Annotated in this window: 17 protein-coding genes and 1 pseudogene; 6 read left to right on the plus strand and 12 right to left on the minus strand. The window is 32.0% G+C overall.

Translation table 11 applies throughout. The features are described from left to right. Nucleotides 1-33: 33 nt before the first annotated feature. Both N5D46_RS03900 and N5D46_RS03905 read right to left on the minus strand, forming a co-directional pair. The gene (locus N5D46_RS03900) at nt 34-756 is read right to left on the minus strand and encodes a GLPGLI family protein (RefSeq protein ID WP_125349935.1); all 723 of its coding nucleotides are present in this window, start codon (nt 754-756) and stop codon (nt 34-36) included. An 84-nt stretch (nt 757-840) separates the two neighbouring features. Beyond that, complete coding sequence (locus N5D46_RS03905) at nt 841-1,683, minus strand: siderophore-interacting protein (protein WP_125349936.1); 843 nt, start codon at nt 1,681-1,683, stop codon at nt 841-843. Nucleotides 1,684-1,913: 230 nt separating this feature from the next. Between N5D46_RS03905 and N5D46_RS03910 the strand changes: the two are divergent. Then, nucleotides 1,914-2,615: pseudogene (locus N5D46_RS03910) on the plus strand (tyrosine-protein phosphatase); the annotation flags it as partial. Between the two features lie 28 nt (nt 2,616-2,643). Here the strand turns inward: N5D46_RS03910 and N5D46_RS03915 are convergent. Genes N5D46_RS03915 through N5D46_RS03930 form a run of 4 tightly spaced genes read right to left on the minus strand, consistent with a single transcriptional unit; the run spans nt 2,644 to nt 8,494 of the window. After that, nucleotides 2,644-4,578, minus strand: coding sequence for a heavy metal translocating P-type ATPase (locus N5D46_RS03915; protein WP_280049232.1), 1,935 nt, complete (start codon nt 4,576-4,578; stop codon nt 2,644-2,646). A gap of 58 nt (nt 4,579-4,636) precedes the next feature. Further along, a complete protein-coding gene (locus N5D46_RS03920; RefSeq protein ID WP_125349939.1) occupies nt 4,637-5,053 on the minus strand; it encodes a transcriptional repressor in 417 nt (138 codons plus the stop codon). 49 nt (nt 5,054-5,102) lie between these two features. Beyond that, on the minus strand, nt 5,103-5,696 hold the full coding sequence (locus tag N5D46_RS03925) for a hypothetical protein (protein ID WP_125349940.1): 594 nt from the start codon (nt 5,694-5,696) through the stop codon (nt 5,103-5,105). Further along, nucleotides 5,696-8,494 (minus strand): GH92 family glycosyl hydrolase, encoded by a 2,799-nt coding sequence (locus N5D46_RS03930; RefSeq protein WP_280049233.1) that lies wholly within the window; start codon nt 8,492-8,494, stop codon nt 5,696-5,698. The genes N5D46_RS03925 and N5D46_RS03930 overlap by 1 nt, the downstream gene beginning before the upstream one ends. Before the next feature lie 89 nt (nt 8,495-8,583). On the opposite strand from N5D46_RS03930, the gene N5D46_RS03935 reads away from it, so the two are divergent. The 5 genes from N5D46_RS03935 to serS all read left to right on the plus strand — a co-directional run bounded on the left by N5D46_RS03935 (nt 8,584) and on the right by serS (nt 13,310). After that, on the plus strand, nt 8,584-9,585 hold the full coding sequence (locus N5D46_RS03935) for a N(4)-(beta-N-acetylglucosaminyl)-L-asparaginase (RefSeq protein WP_125349213.1): 1,002 nt from the start codon (nt 8,584-8,586) through the stop codon (nt 9,583-9,585). Continuing rightward, nucleotides 9,582-10,259 (plus strand): copper homeostasis protein CutC, encoded by a 678-nt coding sequence (locus N5D46_RS03940; protein ID WP_280049234.1) that lies wholly within the window; start codon nt 9,582-9,584, stop codon nt 10,257-10,259. Before N5D46_RS03935 ends, N5D46_RS03940 begins: the two co-directional genes overlap by 4 nt. Before the next feature lie 18 nt (nt 10,260-10,277). Further along, nucleotides 10,278-11,402, plus strand: coding sequence for a DNA polymerase III subunit delta' (locus N5D46_RS03945; RefSeq protein ID WP_280049235.1), 1,125 nt, complete (start codon nt 10,278-10,280; stop codon nt 11,400-11,402). Nucleotides 11,403-11,423: 21 nt separating this feature from the next. Next, the gene (locus tag N5D46_RS03950; protein ID WP_180905654.1) at nt 11,424-11,726 is read left to right on the plus strand and encodes a hypothetical protein; all 303 of its coding nucleotides are present in this window, start codon (nt 11,424-11,426) and stop codon (nt 11,724-11,726) included. 315 nt (nt 11,727-12,041) lie between these two features. Then, nucleotides 12,042-13,310: a serine--tRNA ligase gene (serS, locus tag N5D46_RS03955; protein ID WP_038334750.1), complete on the plus strand. Its 1,269-nt coding sequence runs from the start codon at nt 12,042-12,044 to the stop codon at nt 13,308-13,310. A 68-nt stretch (nt 13,311-13,378) separates the two neighbouring features. Here the strand turns inward: serS and rfbD are convergent, their stop codons facing one another. From rfbD to N5D46_RS03985, 6 genes are all read right to left on the minus strand, one after another. Then, nucleotides 13,379-14,233: a dTDP-4-dehydrorhamnose reductase gene (rfbD, locus tag N5D46_RS03960; protein ID WP_038334743.1), complete on the minus strand. Its 855-nt coding sequence runs from the start codon at nt 14,231-14,233 to the stop codon at nt 13,379-13,381. A gap of 54 nt (nt 14,234-14,287) precedes the next feature. After that, the gene (locus N5D46_RS03965) at nt 14,288-14,803 is read right to left on the minus strand and encodes an OmpH family outer membrane protein (protein WP_280049236.1); all 516 of its coding nucleotides are present in this window, start codon (nt 14,801-14,803) and stop codon (nt 14,288-14,290) included. A 24-nt stretch (nt 14,804-14,827) separates the two neighbouring features. Further along, nucleotides 14,828-15,403 (minus strand): OmpH family outer membrane protein, encoded by a 576-nt coding sequence (locus N5D46_RS03970; RefSeq protein ID WP_125349210.1) that lies wholly within the window; start codon nt 15,401-15,403, stop codon nt 14,828-14,830. Between the two features lie 61 nt (nt 15,404-15,464). Beyond that, a complete protein-coding gene (bamA, locus tag N5D46_RS03975; protein WP_280049237.1) occupies nt 15,465-17,987 on the minus strand; it encodes an outer membrane protein assembly factor BamA in 2,523 nt (840 codons plus the stop codon). Between the two features lie 20 nt (nt 17,988-18,007). Next, nucleotides 18,008-18,751 carry an isoprenyl transferase gene (locus N5D46_RS03980; protein ID WP_280049258.1) on the minus strand — a complete coding sequence of 248 codons (744 nt, stop codon included), beginning with the start codon at nt 18,749-18,751 and terminating at the stop codon, nt 18,008-18,010. 12 nt (nt 18,752-18,763) lie between these two features. Continuing rightward, nucleotides 18,764-19,543, minus strand: coding sequence for a DUF6089 family protein (locus tag N5D46_RS03985; protein ID WP_280049238.1), 780 nt, complete (start codon nt 19,541-19,543; stop codon nt 18,764-18,766). Between the last annotated feature and the right edge of the window lie 57 nt (nt 19,544-19,600).

Here is a 19,600-nt window from a genome sequence, read left to right on the forward strand (position 1 = left end):
AAAAAAACGGCTCAAAATTGAGCCGTTTTTTTGTTAATCATCTTTATCAACTCCTGTTTTTTTGTTGATATTTTCTTGTATTTTTTGATAATATTCTTTCTCAATTTTATCAAATTCTGGTGTCGAAATTACTTTTCCTTTCGTTGGTTTTTGTAGTTTCAGCTTATCGTCAATCGAAATTGATTCTAACTTATAAGTTGTATACTGATTTTCATCTTTCAAAGAAGTTTTCTTCAGTTCTAATAATAATCCTGGCAAACCATTGTATTCATCTGGTCCACATTTTGATTTTATCGAAGGAACATACCACGCTTCTATGTTGAAATTAGCGTCAACAGCTACTGCTTTTCGTACATCATAACCTTTTATTTTTTTGGATTCTCGCGTAATACTCCATTTATAAGTTGCAATGGAATCAGAGATATTATACAATTTGGAATCCATTTCTCTCATGATTATTTTTGAATTCGTATCGAAATCATAAAAGCTTTCCAAATCTTTAAAACCACCTAAAACTTTCATCGAATATTTTGGTCCTTGCGAATTATCAATTCGTTCTATTTCTTGTGAAAGACATTGATTTGCATCGACAGAAAGAGCAATATATTTTGGTTTCGAAAACATTTCCTCTCTTAATCTTTTCGATTCTGGATTCGGATCATTCAAATTAATAAAATTCCGTCTTTCATATTCTACTTTAAATTTTTCTTGACCAAAAACTGAAACTGAAAACAACAACAATAAGATATACTTCATTTTAATGCAATTAGAAATTTAAAGATAACAAAAAAAGCTTCACCATTTCTGATAAAGCTTTTTGATTAAATATCCCTCTTGTTTTTAGAAAACTCTTACCAACAATTCTTGTTCTATTTTATCGTGACAATTTTCTAATGCATTTTTCTCTGCTTTTCCAGCTTTCCAATGCGATGTACAATAAAATTCGTCTTTTTTCCATTCTAAATCATCTTTAAAAAATGATTTTATTTCCTTTACAGATTTAGATTCCCCCGCAACATAAGCAAAACGTTTTCCATCTTTGCGTTTCGGAAATTTCTGATTTTTTGTCAAACTATATAAAGCTATTCCGCTTCCTACATTTTGATTCACAATCCATTTAAATTCTAAATTTGCTTTCGTTTCAATTTGGTGAATATCATCTTCTGTTGGGACTTCCACACAAACAATTCCGTTTGTTTTAGCAGGAAGCGACTCTATAATTGCTGAAATTACAGGCAAGCCTGTTAAATCTGCAGCCAAGAAAATGAAATCTGTTTTTGGAGCCAAATCTTTTTTTTTCGACTTCATCGAAACTCCAATCATATCTCCAACTTTCGCCTCATTTGCCCAACGCGATCCTGGACCATTCAATCCATGATTTGCAATATCAATCACAATCACATTGTTTTTTGCATCAATATCGCGCAACGTATAGGTACGAGAAACTGGTTTAAATTTTTCTGATGGCGAAATCCATTTTTGATTCTCTTCATCATACTCAGCATAGTGAATATCACGGATCCCAAGCGGAGGAAAAAGTAATTTACATGTTCCGCCCAACGTTGTATCCTTAAAAAAAGATACATCATCATTTTCCAAATGAACGCGAATAAGATGTGGTGTCACAAATTCTTTCTTTTTTAAGATGAACTTCTCCTTCGCAATTTTCACTTTATCTCCCATCAGATTATTTAGATTTATTCTAATTCTATGCGAATATAAAGTAAATTTAGATTGAATAAGAATAATAAAATGTTAAAGTAAAAAGTTATACTTTTTTTAATACGATTTTAATATGATAACTAAATAATTAACCTTAACTTTTACATATTAAAAATAACCTAAAAAACGAACAGAAAATGGAAAATACTTTATGCGAAATCTCGCTCGGACAATGAACTCTTCCACTTGAAGGCGGATTTAATTGCAGAGATTTAGGTGGAATAATTAACACAAAAAATGAAGTCATTAGAAAAGGATTGTTAATTCGATCTGATGATTTAGCAAATTTGACAGATGATGATTTGGAGATTTTAAACGATTTTCCAATTCGAACAATTATTGATTTACGCACGACTTACGAACGTTTAAAAAATCAAGATCGCATTCCAAATAGTTGTAATCACGAAGTTCATTTGGATATTTCTTCTGGACATTTCGAAAATTTAGTGAAACAATTCAAAGCTGGAATTTCAAATCCAAAAGAATTTATGTGTAAAATCTACGAGGATTTTGTTTTAGATAAGACGTGTCAAACGCAATACAAAAGCTTTTTTGATATTATTCAACATAAAAATAGAACGCCAATTTTATTTCATTGTACTGCAGGAAAAGATCGAACTGGATTTGCAACAGCAATGATTTTATCTGCTTTGAAAGTCGATTTAGATACAATTATGGATGATTACTTGGCTTCTAATATCTTTTTGGAACAAAAATATGCACACATCTTAAAGATCGATCCGAATTATAAATATCTAATTGATGTTTTACCTGAATATTTGGAAAGCTCTTATGAAGCGATTAATAAGAATTTTGGTTCAGTCGAAAATTATTTAACTGATATTTTAAAGGTTGATTTAGATTTGATGAAAGATTTATACATAAAAAAATAAGCGATCAATTGATCGCTTTATTTTTTATCTAAAATTTCATTCGTTGAATTCGAACAGCATTCAAAATTGCTAATAAAGCAACACCTACATCTGCAAAAACAGCTTCCCACATATTGGCAATTCCTTCTGCTCCAAGGAAAAGCACGATAATTTTAACGCCCATTGCTAAAATGATATTCTGAATCACAATCTTTTTTGTTTCACGACCAATTTTTATCGCCGTTGCAATTTTAGAAGGTTGATCGGTTTGGATTACAACATCTGCAGTTTCTATCGCAGCATCGCTTCCAAGTCCACCCATCGCAATTCCGACATCAGAAAGCGCTAGAACAGGCGCATCATTGATTCCATCACCTACGAAAGCCACCACTTGATTTTGATCTTTTTTCAATGCTTCAACTTTCTCTACTTTTCCTTCTGGTAACAATCCACCAAAAGCTTCATCAACACCAACTTCTTTTGCAACTTTTTGCGTAATGGTATTTTTATCTCCACTCAACATAATCGTTTTCGAAACACCTAAAGCTTTCATTTTCTGAATTGCTTGTTGCGCATCTTCCTTGATTTTATCAGCAATTGTAATATATCCAGCATATTTTTCATCAACTGCAACCACCACAATGCTTTCTACAATATCATGAATTTCTTGTGGATATTGAATCGAGAAATAATCTAATAATTTAGTATTTCCAGCTAAAACTATTTTTCCATCAACTTTTCCTTTCAAACCTTTTCCAGAAATTTCTTCCACCTCTATTGCTTTCAATTCTGATGGATGACTTGCCACAATCGCTTTCGCAATTGGATGTGTAGATTGCTTTTCTAAAGCCGAAACAAGATTTAAAAAATCATTTTCAGGGAGATTCGTTTCAATTTTTTGCACTTCGAAAACACCTTCTGTCATTGTTCCAGTTTTATCCATCACAACTGTGTTTACTTTCGCCATTAAATCTAAAAAGTTAGAACCTTTTACTAAAATTCCGTTACGAGAAGCCGCTCCAATTCCACCAAAATAACCCAACGGAACCGAAATAACCAACGCACAAGGACAAGAAACAACCAAGAAAACTAAACCTCTGTACAACCAATCATGAAAATCATAATTGTCAACAAAAAAGTAAGGAATAATTACCAAAGCTGCAGCCAAAAAGAAAACGATTGGTGTATATATTTTTGCAAATTTTCGGATAAATAATTCAGTTGGTGCTTTGCGAGAAGCCGCATCTTGAACCATTTGTAAGATTTTTGCTATCGAACTATCTTCAAATTTTTTAGTCGTTTGAATTTCGATTACATTTTCAAGATTTAACATTCCTGCCAAAACAGTTTCTCCAGTTTTATAAATTGAAGGCTTACTTTCTCCCGTCAAAGCAGCAGTATTAAAACTTCCTTTATCTGAAATCATAATTCCATCTAACGGAACTTTTTCCCCAACTTTTACCTGAATTGTTTCTCCAATTACCACATCTTGCGGTTTTATTGTTTCGAAATTACCATTGCGTAAAACATGCGCTGTATCTGGGCGAACATCTAACAAGGCTTTGATATTTCCTTTTGCCTTATTAACCGCAGCTTCCTGAAACATTTCGCCAATAGTATAAAACAACATTACCGCTACACCTTCTGGATATTCTCCAATAATGAAAGCACCTAAAGTTGCAATTCCCATCAACGAAAATTCATTGAAAAAATCTAGCTTTTTAGCTAATTTAAAGGCTTCTCCCCAAACAGGAAATGCTACTATAATATAAGAAATGCCAAACCATATCAAACGAATAGTTTGATTATCAACAAACCAAGTTGGTTTTAAAACATATTGAACAAAAATCCCAGCAAAGAAAATAGCTAAACTGGCACCTAATAAAATTTTACTATTATTGTGTTCGTGGTCATGACCTTCGTGATTGTGATCATGAGTATCTTTATGTTCGTCATTTGACGTACTACAACAAGCTTTAGACATAATTCAAAAATTTATATTTCAAAATTATAAAGTTATTGCTGCAATCTGGTTGCAAAGTTTAGGATTTACATTGATCACATACTCCTTTCAGAATAAATGAAGATTGTTCGACTTCGAAATTTTTGGGTAGATTGATTTCTGGCAAATGAATATTTCTCAAACAAAACGTCTGATTACAATTGTTACAATGAAAATGAGCATGCGTAAACTCGGGCGTACATTTGCAACTCGATTCACAAAGCGCATATTTTATAGACCCCGTTCCGTCCTCGATTGAATGAATTAATTTATTTTCTTCAAACGTTTTTAAGGTTCGATAAATTGTTACTCGATCTGCTTGATCCATCTCAATTTCTAGATCAGCCAAACTCAACGCAACTTCTGCATTCATCAGTTTATCCAAGACCAACAATCGCATCGCAGTCGGATTGATAGAACGATTTTGTAATGTTTTGTTTAAAATTTCTGTTTGCATTTTCTTCGATTTCGAATATAAAGTTACGAAAAAGTTAACTAAAGTTTAGTTAATAAAGTTTTTCCCTTTTTATTGCATCTAATTCTTTTTGCATTCGTTTCTTCCAATCTTTACCATTACGTTTTTCAAGATAAGGCTTTACAGTTTCTTCATATTTTAGTTCTAATTTATCATGTTTAAAATCTAAAACTCCAATATTTATATAATCTACTCCATATTTATTGTGAATACTGTCAATTTTAGCATAGGTTTCAGAACTAAATTCTGGTAAAGGAAATCCTCCTGAATGAAGAAAAATAATTTTATCATTTTTAATATCTTCTTTTGCTCTTTCTATGTATTCTTTTTCTTCCTTTTTTAATTTAATTATGTCATTTATAAATACTCCAATTATAATCATTAAAAAAACTGAAGTTAAAACTAAATTAACATTAATCAACTTACTGTATTTAAACAAACTAATTAAACTTGAGAAAATAATTATTCCAATAAGAATGTAAATAATTTCATGATATTCGGTTTGATAATAAATATCCCAAAAAGTATAATTTGAAGAACTATGTATCCAACAAAAATTTATTATTGGAAATAAAAGTATTAATCCAATAACGATTAAATTAAAAACAATTAACTTTTTATTCACTATTTCACTGTTATTTCATCTACAAAAATATACGACTTTCCTTGAAAAGGTTCTGCTAAATGACCTTTTGGAAATGCACCATAATTTGTCGCTTTTACCTTGATATAACGTGCTTTTTCTTCTTTGAACTGAACTTTCCATGAATCAGAAAACACATTATTATCAAATGCATCAACTTGTTTTTCTAACATTCCAACCAATTTAAAATTCTGATTATCTTTCGATGTATAGACTTCTAATTTTGTAGGTAAGACAATCCAAGAACGAGAATCTTGCAAGAAATTCATGACAACCGAAGAAACGGATTTCGCTTTTTTCATGTCAACTATTGCTTCAAAGTTTTGGTCATAATATCCCTGCCAATCGCCTTTTTTCCAATTGCTATCACCAATAATACCGTCCAATAAACCTTGTGATCCACCTGCATGATATTGCGGTGTGTAAGTAGAATTAAGCTGAATGGTATAATCATTTGGTTTCTTAGTAAACGTTCCAGAAATCGTTTTACTTTTCTTTCCATCCACTTCCACAAAAGAAGAAATTGTAGTTGTTTCTTTAATCGATATTGGCTTTTTATAGATTTCAGCTTTTTTACCATTCACCGAAACATAAATTTTTGCATTAGGTTCGGAAGATTTTACTTCTACATTCATTTTATTTTGAAATGATCTATCTTCAGCAACCAAAACTGGAACCGTTATAATTTTTTCACTTTCAGAAATAGGTTTAATCTCTCTATCTTTCAAGAATTCAAATCCTAAAAATTGATTTTCTTTATAATTATTTTTCGTGATTACACGCTTCGTTCCATCTTCTAAATTAATCGTGATTTCATCAAAATACGGCTCAACAGTCGTCCACATTCCAGAACCTGGCGTAACACTGTAAATTCCCATCGAAGCCAAAACGTACCACGCGCTCATCTGTCCACAATCTTCATTACCAATTAATCCATCAGGCGAATTTTTATAATGTTCGTCCAAAATTTTATGGACTAATTCTTTCGTTTTTTCAGGTTTATCAATGTAATTGTACAAAAACGCTACATGATGACTCGGCTCATTTCCTTGCGCATATTGTCCAATAAGTCCCGTAACATCCACTTGTTCTCGACCTGTTGTTTCTGATGGTGCATTAAATAATTCATCCAATTTTGCCTCAAAACCATCTTTTCCGCCATAAATATCAATCATTCCATTGATATCTTGCGGAGCGAAAAATGTGTATTGCCAACCATTCGCTTCTGTGTAATTATTGTTTACTTCACGCGGATCAAAAGGCTTTAACCAACCTCCATTTTTCTTTGGCTGAATAAATTTTGTCTCATGATTGAATAAATTTTTCCAATATTGCGCACGCTCAATGAAGTAATTATAATCGTCTTGTTTATTTAAAATCAATGCCATTTGCGCAATACACCAATCATCGTACGCATATTCTAATGTTTTAGAAACTGATTCATGTTCATCGTCAATCGAAATAAATCCGTTTTGTTTGTAAGCTTTCAATCCCAAATGATCTAACATTGCCGAATGTTTTGCTGCTTCATAAGCTTTCTCATAATCAAAGCCTTTGAAACCTTTTACCATTGCATCAGCAATCACAGAAACCGAGTGATAACCAATCATACAATAGGTTTCGTTACTTGCTAATTCCCAAACAGGTAAACGTCCACCTTGTTCGTAATGCTTGATAAATGTGTTAATAAAATCAATCGTTCTTCTCTTCTCAATCAACGTATACAAAGGATGCGCCGCACGAAAAGTATCCCAAAGCGAGAAAACCGAATAATAATCGAAGTTATTTGCCAAATGAATTTGATCGTCCATTCCACGATAATTTCCATTCAAATCTTGCGAAATATTTGGTTGCATCATCGTGTGATACATCGCTGTATAAAAAATAGTTAGTTTATTCTTATCTGAAGATTTCACTTCAATCTTCGATAATTCTTTGTCCCAAGCTTTTTCAGCAGCGGCTTTCGTTTTAGAAAAATCAAAAGTTGTTAATTCTTTGCTATTAACATCCGTTCCATTATATCCAGTTGTAGATAAGGTCACTTTTACCATAATCTTCTCACCTTTCTTTACCTTTTTACCAAAAGCCAAGGCAATTTCATTTCCTTTGAATGTTTTAGATGTAATATTTCCGTCTTTTGAAGCAGTTAATTTCATCGGAACATTAAATTCTATTTTGGCAAAAATCTTTTGATTCTTCGCCCACTCTTCCGAATTTCTGTAAACATAAAGTGTTTTAGCGTCTACAATTTTCACTTCTCCATCAACTAATTTATCACGATGATTAAGATCTAAAATGATCTTTGCATCACCTGCTTTATTAAAAGTATACTCATGCAAACCAACGCGAGTTGTCGTTGTTAATCGGACATTGACATTATATTTATCTAACAAAACTTGATAATATCCTGCTGTAGCTTTTTCATTTTTATGCGAAAATTTAGAACCATAATCAGCTTGAATAAATCCTTTCTGATTAAGCGTTGGCATCAACATAATGTCACCATAATCAGAAACTCCAGTTCCATTTAGATGTGTATGTGAAAAACCATAAATAAAATCATCTGAATAATGATAACCACCACAACCATCCCAACTTCCATCAATTCGAGTATCTGGAGAAAGTTGAACCATTCCGAATGGTAAAGTCGCTCCAGGAAATGTATGTCCATGTCCACCTGTTCCAATAAACGGATTAACATATTGTGCATAATTATTTTTCTGAGCAAAAATTAATGATGAAAACATCATCAGAATAAATGATAGTAAAGTTGATCTCATTAGTTTTTAGTGTTTTGATTGACAGAAATTCTGTTATACAATAATATGGATTATATTTGTTTTAACACAATTTAGAAATCGATTAACACATGAGTAATAGAAGAAATTTCATAAAAAATCTTGGAGCTTTAGGCTTACTTTTAGGTACAACAAAACTTGATCTTAATGCGCAAACTACATCTAAAAGATCAACTACTTCAACAAAAATCAATAAACCAATTGTTCTTTCTACTTGGCGTTTTGGAATTGAAGCTAATGCCGAAGCTTGGAAAGTTTTAGGTAAAAATGGAACAGCTTTAGATGCTGTAGAGCAAGGCGTAAAATTGGTCGAAGCTGATCCAAATGAACGAAGTGTTGGTTATGGTGGACGTCCTGATCGCGATGGAAAAGTAACTTTAGATGCATGTATTATGGACGATCAAGCAAATATTGGTTCTGTTGCTAGTTTAGAGTATATCAAACATCCAATTTCTGTTGCGCGAAAGGTAATGGAAGATACACCACACGTGATGTTAGTTGGAAATGGGGCACTTCAATTTGCGTTGGAAAAAGGATTTAAAAAAGAGAATTTATTAACTGATGTTTCCGAAAAAGAGTGGAAAGAATGGTTGAAAGATACCAATTATCAGATGCCAATTAACATCGAAAATCATGATACAATTGGAATGATTGCCTTAGATTCCTATGGAAATCTTTCTGGAGCTTGTACTACGAGCGGAATGGCGTACAAAATGCACGGACGTGTTGGTGATTCACCAATTATCGGCGCAGGTTTATATGTTGATAACGAAATTGGTGCAGCAACCGCTACTGGTCATGGTGAAGAAGTGATTCGTATTGCGGGAAGTCATTTGGTTGTGGAGTTGATGCGTCAAGGTTATTCGCCAGAAAATGCATGTAAGGAGGCTGTTCATCGAATCATTAAATTAACAAAATCGCGTAAAAAAGATTTATCGGCGATTCAAGTTGGTTTTATTGCAATCAACAAACAAGGCGAATATGGTTCATATTGTATTCATCCAGGCTTTAACTTTGCGGTTTATGATGAAAATGGAAATCGTTTAATTGACGGAAAATCTATTACAAAATGAAAAAATTAGAAATTGCTTGTTTCAACTTAGAATCAGCTTTAGTTGCAGCAAAATCAAATGCAGATCGAATCGAGTTATGCGCTGATGCTTCTTCAGGTGGAATTACGCCAGATTTTGAAGATATCAAAACATTGCGAAAAGAAACTGACAAAGATATTATGGTGATGATTCGCCCCCGTGGTGGAGATTTTTGTTATTCTAATGAAGAATTTGAACAAATGAAATCTGATATTATTATGATTAAAAATTTTAGAATTGATGGTTTTGTTTTTGGAATTTTGAATGAAGACAACGAAATTGATTTTAAACGAAATCATGAATTAATTGAACTTGCAAAACCTTTTCCTTGTACTTTTCATCGCGCTTTTGACAGAACTTCTGATGCCGAAAATTCACTTCAAATCGTGATTGATTTAGGATTCAAAACTATTTTAACTTCTGGCTTGGATAGTAATGTAGATTATGGGAAACGTGAATTAAAAAATCTGGTTAAAAAAGCAGAAAATCAAATTACAATTATGCCTGGAGGTGGTTTGCGCTCAACAAATATTAAAGAAATTGATTCATATACAAACGCTACTTACTTTCATTCATCAGCGATGATTGACGATTCTGGAATTGCTAATTTAGAAGAAATCAATCGATTAAAAAGTTTGATAAATTCTGAAAAATAAAAATAGTAACTTTGGACTATGCTTTGGGAAAATGTAATTGGACAACAGGAGATTAAAAACAAACTTCAACAATCTATAAAAGATGGTCGTATAAGTCATGCGCAGCTATTTTCTGGTCCAGAAGGTTCGGGAACTTTGGCTTTGGCTATTGCTTATGCACGTGAGGTTTTGTGTGGTTTGAATAACGAACAATGCAATCTAAAAGTAGATAAATTACAACATCCCGATTTACATTTTTCTTTTCCTTATTCAGCAACAGAAAGTGTAAAAAAGCCACTTGCTAAGTATTTATTAAACGATTGGAGATCTTTTGTAGACGAAAATGTCTATGGAAATCTAACCGATTGGATGTCTCATCTTGGAATTGAAAAAAAACAAGGCGTTATCCCTGTTGATGAAGCAGATGAAATTGTTAAAACACTAGCGCTGAACAGTTACGAAGGCGGTTACAAAATCATGATTATTTGGCAAGCTGAGGAAATGACTACTGCAGCTGCAAATAAATTGTTGAAAATAATTGAAGAACCGCCTCAAAAAACACTTTTTTTATTGGTAACAGAACGTGAAGATTTGATTCTACAAACTATTACTTCTCGTTGTCAATTGGTTAAAATTCCTCGTTTATCGCAATCGGATATAAAGGATTATCTAATTGAGAAGAAAAATATTAATCCAGAAAAAGCGCAACATATTGCTTTTCTATCGCAAGGAAATGTACGAGAAGCGTTGCATCAATTGAATGATGACGAACATTTATTCGATAAGTATTTTGTGACTTGGGTTCGAAAAGCCTTTATGGCAGCCAAAACTCCAACCGTTTTAAAAGATTTGATTGATTGGTCGAATCAAATTGCAAGTTGGTCGAGAAGTGAGCAAAAAGATTTTTTGAATTATTGTTCAGAGATTTTTCGTCAAGCTTTATTAAAAACGTATCAATCTGATGATTTAGTTTTTCTACAAATCAATGCAGAAGGTTTTAAATGGCAAGGTTTTGCGCCTTTTATACATGGAGCAAATATCGAAGATATTTTAAATGAAATTAATGAAGCGTCGTATCATATCGAACGAAATGGTAATTCTAAAATTATACTTTTAGATTTATCAATCAAGCTAACGAGATATTTACATCGCAAAACAGCATAAAAAAAACCACTTATCTAATAAGTGGTTTCTTTATATGATCTGAATGTTATTTCAAATTATTTTGCTGGAGCTTCAGTAGCTGGAGCTACTTCTTTAGCTGCACCTTCAACTTTAGTTGCTGCTGAATCAACTTTAGCTGCTGCTGAGTCAACTACTGCTGCTGCTGAATCAACTACTGCTGCTGCTGAATCAACTGTTACTGCTGCTGAATCAACGTTAGCTGGTGCTTCTTCTGCTTTTTTCTCACCACAAGATACTGCTCCTAAAGATAAAGCTGCTACTGCAACTACTGCGAAAAATTTTTTCATTGTTTTATTGTTTTAATTATTAATAATTTTCGATTAATTTTCTTTGACAAATGTATTTCGAAATGCAAACAACAGCATGTAAAATCAATGTAATATAGTTGTATTAATAAATTCTCAATAAATAAAGTTTAACACATTAATTATCAATTAATTATAAAATATTTTACAATTTTTGAATATTATTTGTAAAAAACATTATATCAATTATTTATCTAATAAAGACAGTAAAATTTAAAAATAAGTAGATTTTGATTAATTTTTGATACTAAATCATTTAATCTTTATTCTAAAAAATTAATTATTTATACATTTGTATAAATTTAATAAAAGTATGCTAGTAGTTTCTTACATTCAAGAAAACAAAGATCGTGTAATTGAAGGACTAAAAAAACGTAACTTCAAACAATTAGATCTTGTTGATGAAGTTTTAAATGTGGATGAACTTCGTCGTAAAACACAATTTGAATTAGATAATGTATTAGCTGAATCCAACAAATTAGCAAAAGAAATTGGTAATTTGTTTAAAGATGGAAGATCGGAAGAGGCTAATGAATTAAAAAACAAAACGGTTGATTTAAAAACTCAATCAAAAGAGTTACAAGATTTATTATCGTCTTACGAAACATCCGTTAAAGATATTTTGTATCAAATCCCGAATATTCCGAACGAAATCGTAAAAGCAGGAAAAGATGCTGATGATAATGAAATCGTTTTTGAACACGGAGATGCAACTGCAAAACCAAACAATTTGCCACACTGGGAAGTTGCTAAGAAATTTAACATCATTGATTTTGAATTAGGTGTTAAAATTACCGGAGCTGGTTTCCCTGTTTACAAAGGAAAAGGTGCTCGTTTGCAACGTGCTTTAACACAATTTTTCTTAGATAAAAATTCTGATGCTGGCTATACAGAAATTGTTCCTCCCTTCGTTGTGAATGAGGCTTCTGGTTATGGAACTGGACAGTTACCAGACAAAGAAGGACAAATGTATTATATTGGAGAAGATGATTTGTACTTGATTCCTACTGCGGAAGTTCCTGTGACGAATATTTACCGTGATACAATTGTAAAAGCAGAAGATTTACCAATTACGTTGACTGCATATTCACCATGTTTCCGTCGTGAAGCGGGTTCTTATGGAAAAGATGTTAGAGGATTAAATCGTTTACACCAATTTGAGAAAGTTGAGATTGTACGTATCGAAAAACCAGAAAATTCTTACGCTGCTTTAGACGGAATGATTGAGCACGTAAAAGGAATTTTAGAAGATTTAGAATTACCATACCGTATTTTAAGACTTTGTGGTGGTGATACAGGATTTACATCTGCAATTACATACGATTTTGAAGTTTTCTCTGAAGCGCAAGAAAAATGGTTAGAAGTTTCATCTGTATCTAATTTTGAGACTTTCCAAGCGAATCGTTTGAAATTACGTTACAAAGATGAAAACGGAACTCAATTAGCACATAGTTTAAATGGTTCTGCTTTGGCTTTACCACGTATTTTAGCCTCAATTTTAGAGAATCACCAACAAGCTGATGGAACAGTAAAAATTCCGAAAGCGTTGCAACCTTATACTCGTTTTGAGATTTTAGATTAATCAATAATCTGTCAGATAAATAAAAGCTCGAGAATTTCTCGAGCTTTTTTATGTTATTAAAATTGAAACTAAATCAGGTGTTTCAATTCTTTTTTCAAACTATCTTCCCAAGTCGGAATATCAAATTGATAAACTTCTTTTATTTTCGATTTATCCAATAAACTATACGCAGGACGTTTCGCTTTTGTCGGATAAGCTGAAGTTGGAACAGGATTAATTTCGATTGTTGAATTAGACAATTCTTTAATTTTTTGCGCAAATTCAAACCAAGAACATTTTCCTTCATTCGAATAATTAAAAATTCCATAGGTTAAATCATCTTTCAAAATAATCGTTAAGATTACATCAGCCAAATCAATTGCATTTGTTGGCGAACCAATTTGATCTGCTACAACAGAGATCGAATCTTTGTCATTAAACAACCTAAGCATCGTTTTAACGAAGTTATTTCCAAATCGAGAATAAACCCAAGCTGTGCGCAAAATAATCGTTTTAGAATTGTTTTCTAATGCTAAATTTTCGCCATCTAATTTTGTTTGACCATACACCCCTATAGGATTTGTTTGATCTGTTTCTAGACGAGGTTGAGCTTCAGTTCCATCAAATACATAATCTGTCGAAACGTGAATAAAAGGAATTCCTTTTTGATTCGTGATTTTTGCTAAAAATTCTGTTGCTTTTGCGTTTACTAAATAAGCATTCTCTTGATCATCTTCAGCTTTATCAACCGCTGTATAAGCTGCACAATTGACAACAAAATCGAATGATTTATCTTCGAAATAATGATTAATTAATTCTTCATTCGTAATATCTAATTCATTTCGAGTGACAAAAAAACATTCAATTTCCTTGTAGTTTTTTGATTGCTCTAAAATCGATTGACCTAACTGACCATTCGCTCCGGTAACTAAAATTCTTTTCATATATAAAAAAAGCCACTAAAATAGTGGCTTGAAGGTATTATTAATATCTTAAAATTATAATCCTAATTCTTTTTTAACGTCATTTAATAAGTCGTATCCTCCAGCTTTGTAAACTAAAACACCTGCAGGTAAAACATATTTAACTCCTTTTTTTGCAGCAGCAGCATTAATTGCATCCATTACTCTTTTCTCGATTGGATCCATTAAAGCTTTCTCTTTTGCTTGCATTTCATCTTGAGCAGCTTTTGCATACGTTTCGTATTTCTTTTGCATTTCTTGCTCTTTCTCTTGGTATTTGTTCGCTGCAATTAATTTTTGAGCCTCTTCTTGAGATTTACCAGCTAAATCTTTTTGAGCAGTTTCCATAAAAGTTTTATAGTCTGCTTGTAATTTTGCGATAGCATCTTCGTGTTTTTTACCTAATGCTTGTAAATCAGCCTCTGCTTTTTTGTAAGCTGGCATTGCTTCAATAACTGCTTGCGTATCAATATGTGCAATTTCTTGAGCGAAAGATAAAACGCTTCCGAAAACCATCATTGTAAATACTGCTATCAATCTAATTTGTTTCATTTCTAGTCTAATTTGTTTTAAAATTTATTTTCTTGTTGTATTATTTGTGTTCTTATTCTTTGTTTTAGAATTTGAATTATTTGGTTTCAACTCTGGTCTTAAAGTCATTAATACTTCTCTACTTATGTCAAACTTTGGATCTGTATAAATCATGATTAAATCACTTCCTTTATCAAATACAAAACCATATCCTCTTTTATCTGCAACTTCTTTTGTCGCATTATAAATTTGATCTTGTAAAGGCTTTACCATTGATCTTCTCAGATTCACTAAATCACCATTTGGTCCATAACGTTTGTCTTGCAAAATTCTTACAGCCGCTACTTCATCCGCTAGCTTTTTCTCTTGCTCTTTCACCTGTTCTGCCGTTAATAAAATCTTTTCGGCTTCGAATTCGGCTTGTAATTTAGCTAAATTTTCTTGTTTTTGCTCAATTTCTTTTTGCCAAGACTCTGTTTGAGATTTTAATTTGTTTTGAGACGATGTATATTCTGGTAAATTTTCTAAAATATACTGACTGTCTACGTAACAAAATCTTTGCGCGAAAGTGAAACTTGCTAATCCAAAGAACAACGCTATAAAGCTAATCCATTTTTTCATATTTGTGATGTGTTAATTCTAAAATTATGCCAAAACGTTCTAAGCAAAATTAATCAATTTATTAGAATTGTTGTCCAATAATAAAGTGAGTTTGCCATCCTGAGCGTTCTGTTTGGTTAAATCCTTTATCAAATCCGTATCCGAAATCAAATCCTAACAAACCAAATGCTGGCATGTAAATACGAACACCTGCACCAGCAGAACGTTTTAATTCAAACGGTTTAAATTCACTTGTATTGTTCCAAACGTTACCTCCTTCCGCAAAAGTTAATGCATAAATCTTAGCTGTTTGGCTCATTGTGATTGGATAACGCAATTCTAACGAATATTTATTATAAATTGTTCCACCTCCTTCTGGCGTAATATCTCCTGTTTGTCCACCAGAGTTTGTTGCATCTTCGTAACCTCTTAATGAAATGATCTCACGTCCATCGAAACGGTTTTGTGTAAGACCTGTTCCTCCTAAGTAAAAACGTTCGAAAGGAATTGTTCCAATTTTACGGTTATATGTTCCTAAAACTCCAAATTCTCCACCAGCTTTTAAAACTAATTTACCAGTTAATTCTTTGTAGAAATATGCTTTAGCTTTGAATTTATAATACTCTAACCATTTGAATTTTTCTACATCAGACATGTTTGTATAGTCTTTATTATTAAAAGCTGAATAAGGAAATGTTGTCGTAAACGATAAACTAATTTCTGATCCTGATTGTGGGAAAATAGGATCTGGCCCAGCTGAATTACGTGTTAAACCTAATGTATAGTTCAAGTTGTTTGACGAACCATTCTCATAGTTCAAATTACCAACAGTCATCGCATAATTATCGAAGTTATATAACTGATAAGAAATTGAGTTTGATAAACGGAAATAATCATCTGGCCAAGTTAATAACTTTGTTAAACCAACTGATGCTCCTAAGATATCCAATTTCGATTTTATTCCATAATTATCGCGGTAATCGTATTGTGAATAATAAAAAGATGTTGATAAAGCTGTAGGGCGTTTTCCTCCAATCCAAGGTTCAACAAATGATAAACTATAATTTTTATATCCGTTACCAGCTTGTGCTCTTAATGATAATTGTTGTCCATCTCCCATTGGAATCGGTTTCCAAGCTTTTTTATTGAAAAAATTCTTCAATGAGAAATTCCCGAAAGTTAATCCTAATGTACCAATGAAAGTACCTGCACCATATCCTCCTTGTAATTCTACTTGAGAAGATGATTTTGGCGCAACTTTCCACTCTACATCAACTGTATTATTATCTTGATTTGGTTGAATGTCTGGAACAATTTGCGTTGGCTCTAAATATCCTAAAGAAGCTAACTCCATCATCGTACGTTTAATGTCCGATTTAGAGAATAAATCTCCTGGTTTAGTTCTTAACTCACGGTATAAAATATGATCGTGTGCTTCTGTATTACCGTTAATCGTTACTTTATTAAGTGTAGCTTGTGTACCTTCGAAAACTTTAATTTCAAGATCGATTGTATCATTTTTCACACTTTTTTCTACAGGAATAGCACGAGCAAACAAATACCCTCTATCCATATATAGTGTAGAAATATCATTGTCTTTTTCTGATCCAGAAATCTTTTTGTTGATACCTACTGCGTCATAACGATCTCCTGTTTTGTAACCAAAAATTCGTTGTAATTGTTCAGAGGTATAAATTGAGTTTCCAGAAAACGTTACATCTCCTAAGAAATATGGTTTCCCCTCGTTAACTTTAATTTTAACTAATAAGTTTTTATCATCAACTTTTTCGATATTGTATGACTCAACTTTAGCATCTCTAAAACCAACAGATTTGTATTCTTCAACCAATGTTTTTAAATCTTCCTGGAATTTTTCAGGAATCATTTTAGATGACTTGAAGATATTGATAGATTTCTGTTTGGTATTTTTCATCCCTTTTTTACGTAAACGAGCAGCAGTTAAGTTTTCATTTCCTTCGAAAATGATTTTCTTAATCTTTACACGCTCTCCACGATTCACATTTAATGTAATGTTTTCTTCGTCTTCTTTACCAACAATTGGCTGACGTTCTACATTAATTGTTGTGTTAGGATAACCTTTTCCAGTATAATAATCTTTAATTTTATTATTTGTCGTATTGATTAAACTTTGTGTAATCTTAACACCTGGATTTAATTTATTTTGTTTGATTAAATCTTCGCGTTGCGATTTTTTCACACCATTAATCTTAATTTCTCCTAAACTAGGAACTGAAACCAAGGCAAGCTCTAATGTAACTTCGTTACCTTCTATTTTATCTACATACAAGTCGATGTCTGAGAAAATATTAGATCTCCATAATTTTTTTACAGCATTATTTACCTTCGTACCTGGTAATTCTATCTCTTCACCGATAGCAAAACCTGCATAACGGATAATTTGATTCTTAGAATATTTAGAGTCACCTGTTACAACGATATCTTTCAATTTGAAAGTTCGTGCATTGGTATAATCTAAGACAAAATTATCTTGTTGTGTTGAATCAATGGTTTTCGTAGAATCTACGACTTGCGCTTGTGCCATGTAAGCTCCAAGCATACACATTGTCCAAAAAATTTTCTTCATAATCCTCTATTTCAGTTCGATTAGTTCGTTAGTTGCTCGCTTATCTTACCAAATCTACGTTCTCGATTTTGGTAATTTAAAATTGCTTTATAAAATTCTTCCTCGTTAAAATCAGGCCACAAAACCTCTGTAAAATATAATTCTGCGTAAGCAATTTGCCACAACAAGAAATTACTAATTCTGGTTTCGCCACTTGTTCTAATCATAAGATCTACCATAGGTAAATCGTGTGTATATAAGTTTTGATGAACTAATTCTTCATTAAAATCATTGTCGGATATTTCTCCGTCTTTATATTTTTGTGCAATAGACTTCATCGCTTGTAATAGTTCTTCTTTCGAACCATAACTTAATGCTAATGTCAAAACACAAGCTGTGTTGTCTTTCGTTTTTTCTATTGCTTGAGTCAAATCTTTGAATGCTTTTTTTGGTAATTTTGATAAATCTCCAATCACATTCAAGCGAACTCCATTTTTGTGTAATTCATTTATTTCGTCCTTAATTGCAGAACTTAATAAAGTCATTAAAACATTGACTTCTAATTTTGGACGATTCCAGTTTTCTGTAGAAAATGCGTAAAGTGTAAGATGTTTTATTCCTAATCTACGACATGTCTCTATAGAAGATCGAACAGCTCCTAAAGCACTTTTATGTCCAAAAGTTCTTTCTTTACCGTTCTTCTTGGCCCATCTTCCGTTACCATCCATAATGATTGCAACGTGATTAGGTATATTATTTTTATCTATTTGTTCTACTAAACTAATTTCCATTCTTTTTTAATCACAATAACAAGCAGGTCGACCAAAACTATATGTCAACGAAATTCCTGTTATAACATACCAATCTTTGTTAGATAGATTTCCGTAAACTACTTCATTATCATAAGGAAAATTTGGGAAAATATTTTTATATTCCTCACTAAATTTGCCTGTATTATAATCGATATAATCCACATTTGTATATCGAATTCCTGTTTCAAAAGATAAAATCCAATTGTAATTAAATCTAACTTTATAGCCAACTCCAAAAGGAATTGTTAAATCGGTATTATATTTTGTTTTTTCAATAATTCTATCTTCAGGATATTCTGTGGTAATAGTCTCATCGTAATCATATTCTTTTCCTTTTGCAGAAAAAGCTCCAACTCCTACAAAAATATAAGGTGATTGCGCATTTTGTTGATCATCATTGATATTAAAGAAATTATACTCAAACATCAAAGATCCTTCTACAATATTATTTCTAAAATTTTTATTTCTTTCTAATTTGTAATACTCTTTCGAGCGGTGGTCACTTGCACCAACTTTTGAATAAGAGATATTTGCTCTAAAACCCATTTGTGGATTTATATTAAAACGATACAATCCCCCTATTGAAATTGGTAAATAAATTTTACCATCTGGTTCAGTTTTAGTAGGAAATGGATTGATATAACTGGCTTTACCAACATCTCCAATCACATTTGCTCCACCAGCAAAAATTCCGAGTTCATGTCTTTGCGCAAAAGTTAATTGCGAAAAACATAATATAAAAACAAACAAAAATAATCTCCTCATAAGTTGTGTTATTTTTTCGGCTTTTGCTTTTTCTTCTTTTTAAATTCGAACAAATAT

The sequence above is a fragment of the Empedobacter sp. GD03865 genome, assembly GCF_029840775.1.
Classification (GTDB): Bacteria; Bacteroidota; Bacteroidia; order Flavobacteriales; family Weeksellaceae; genus Empedobacter; species Empedobacter falsenii_B.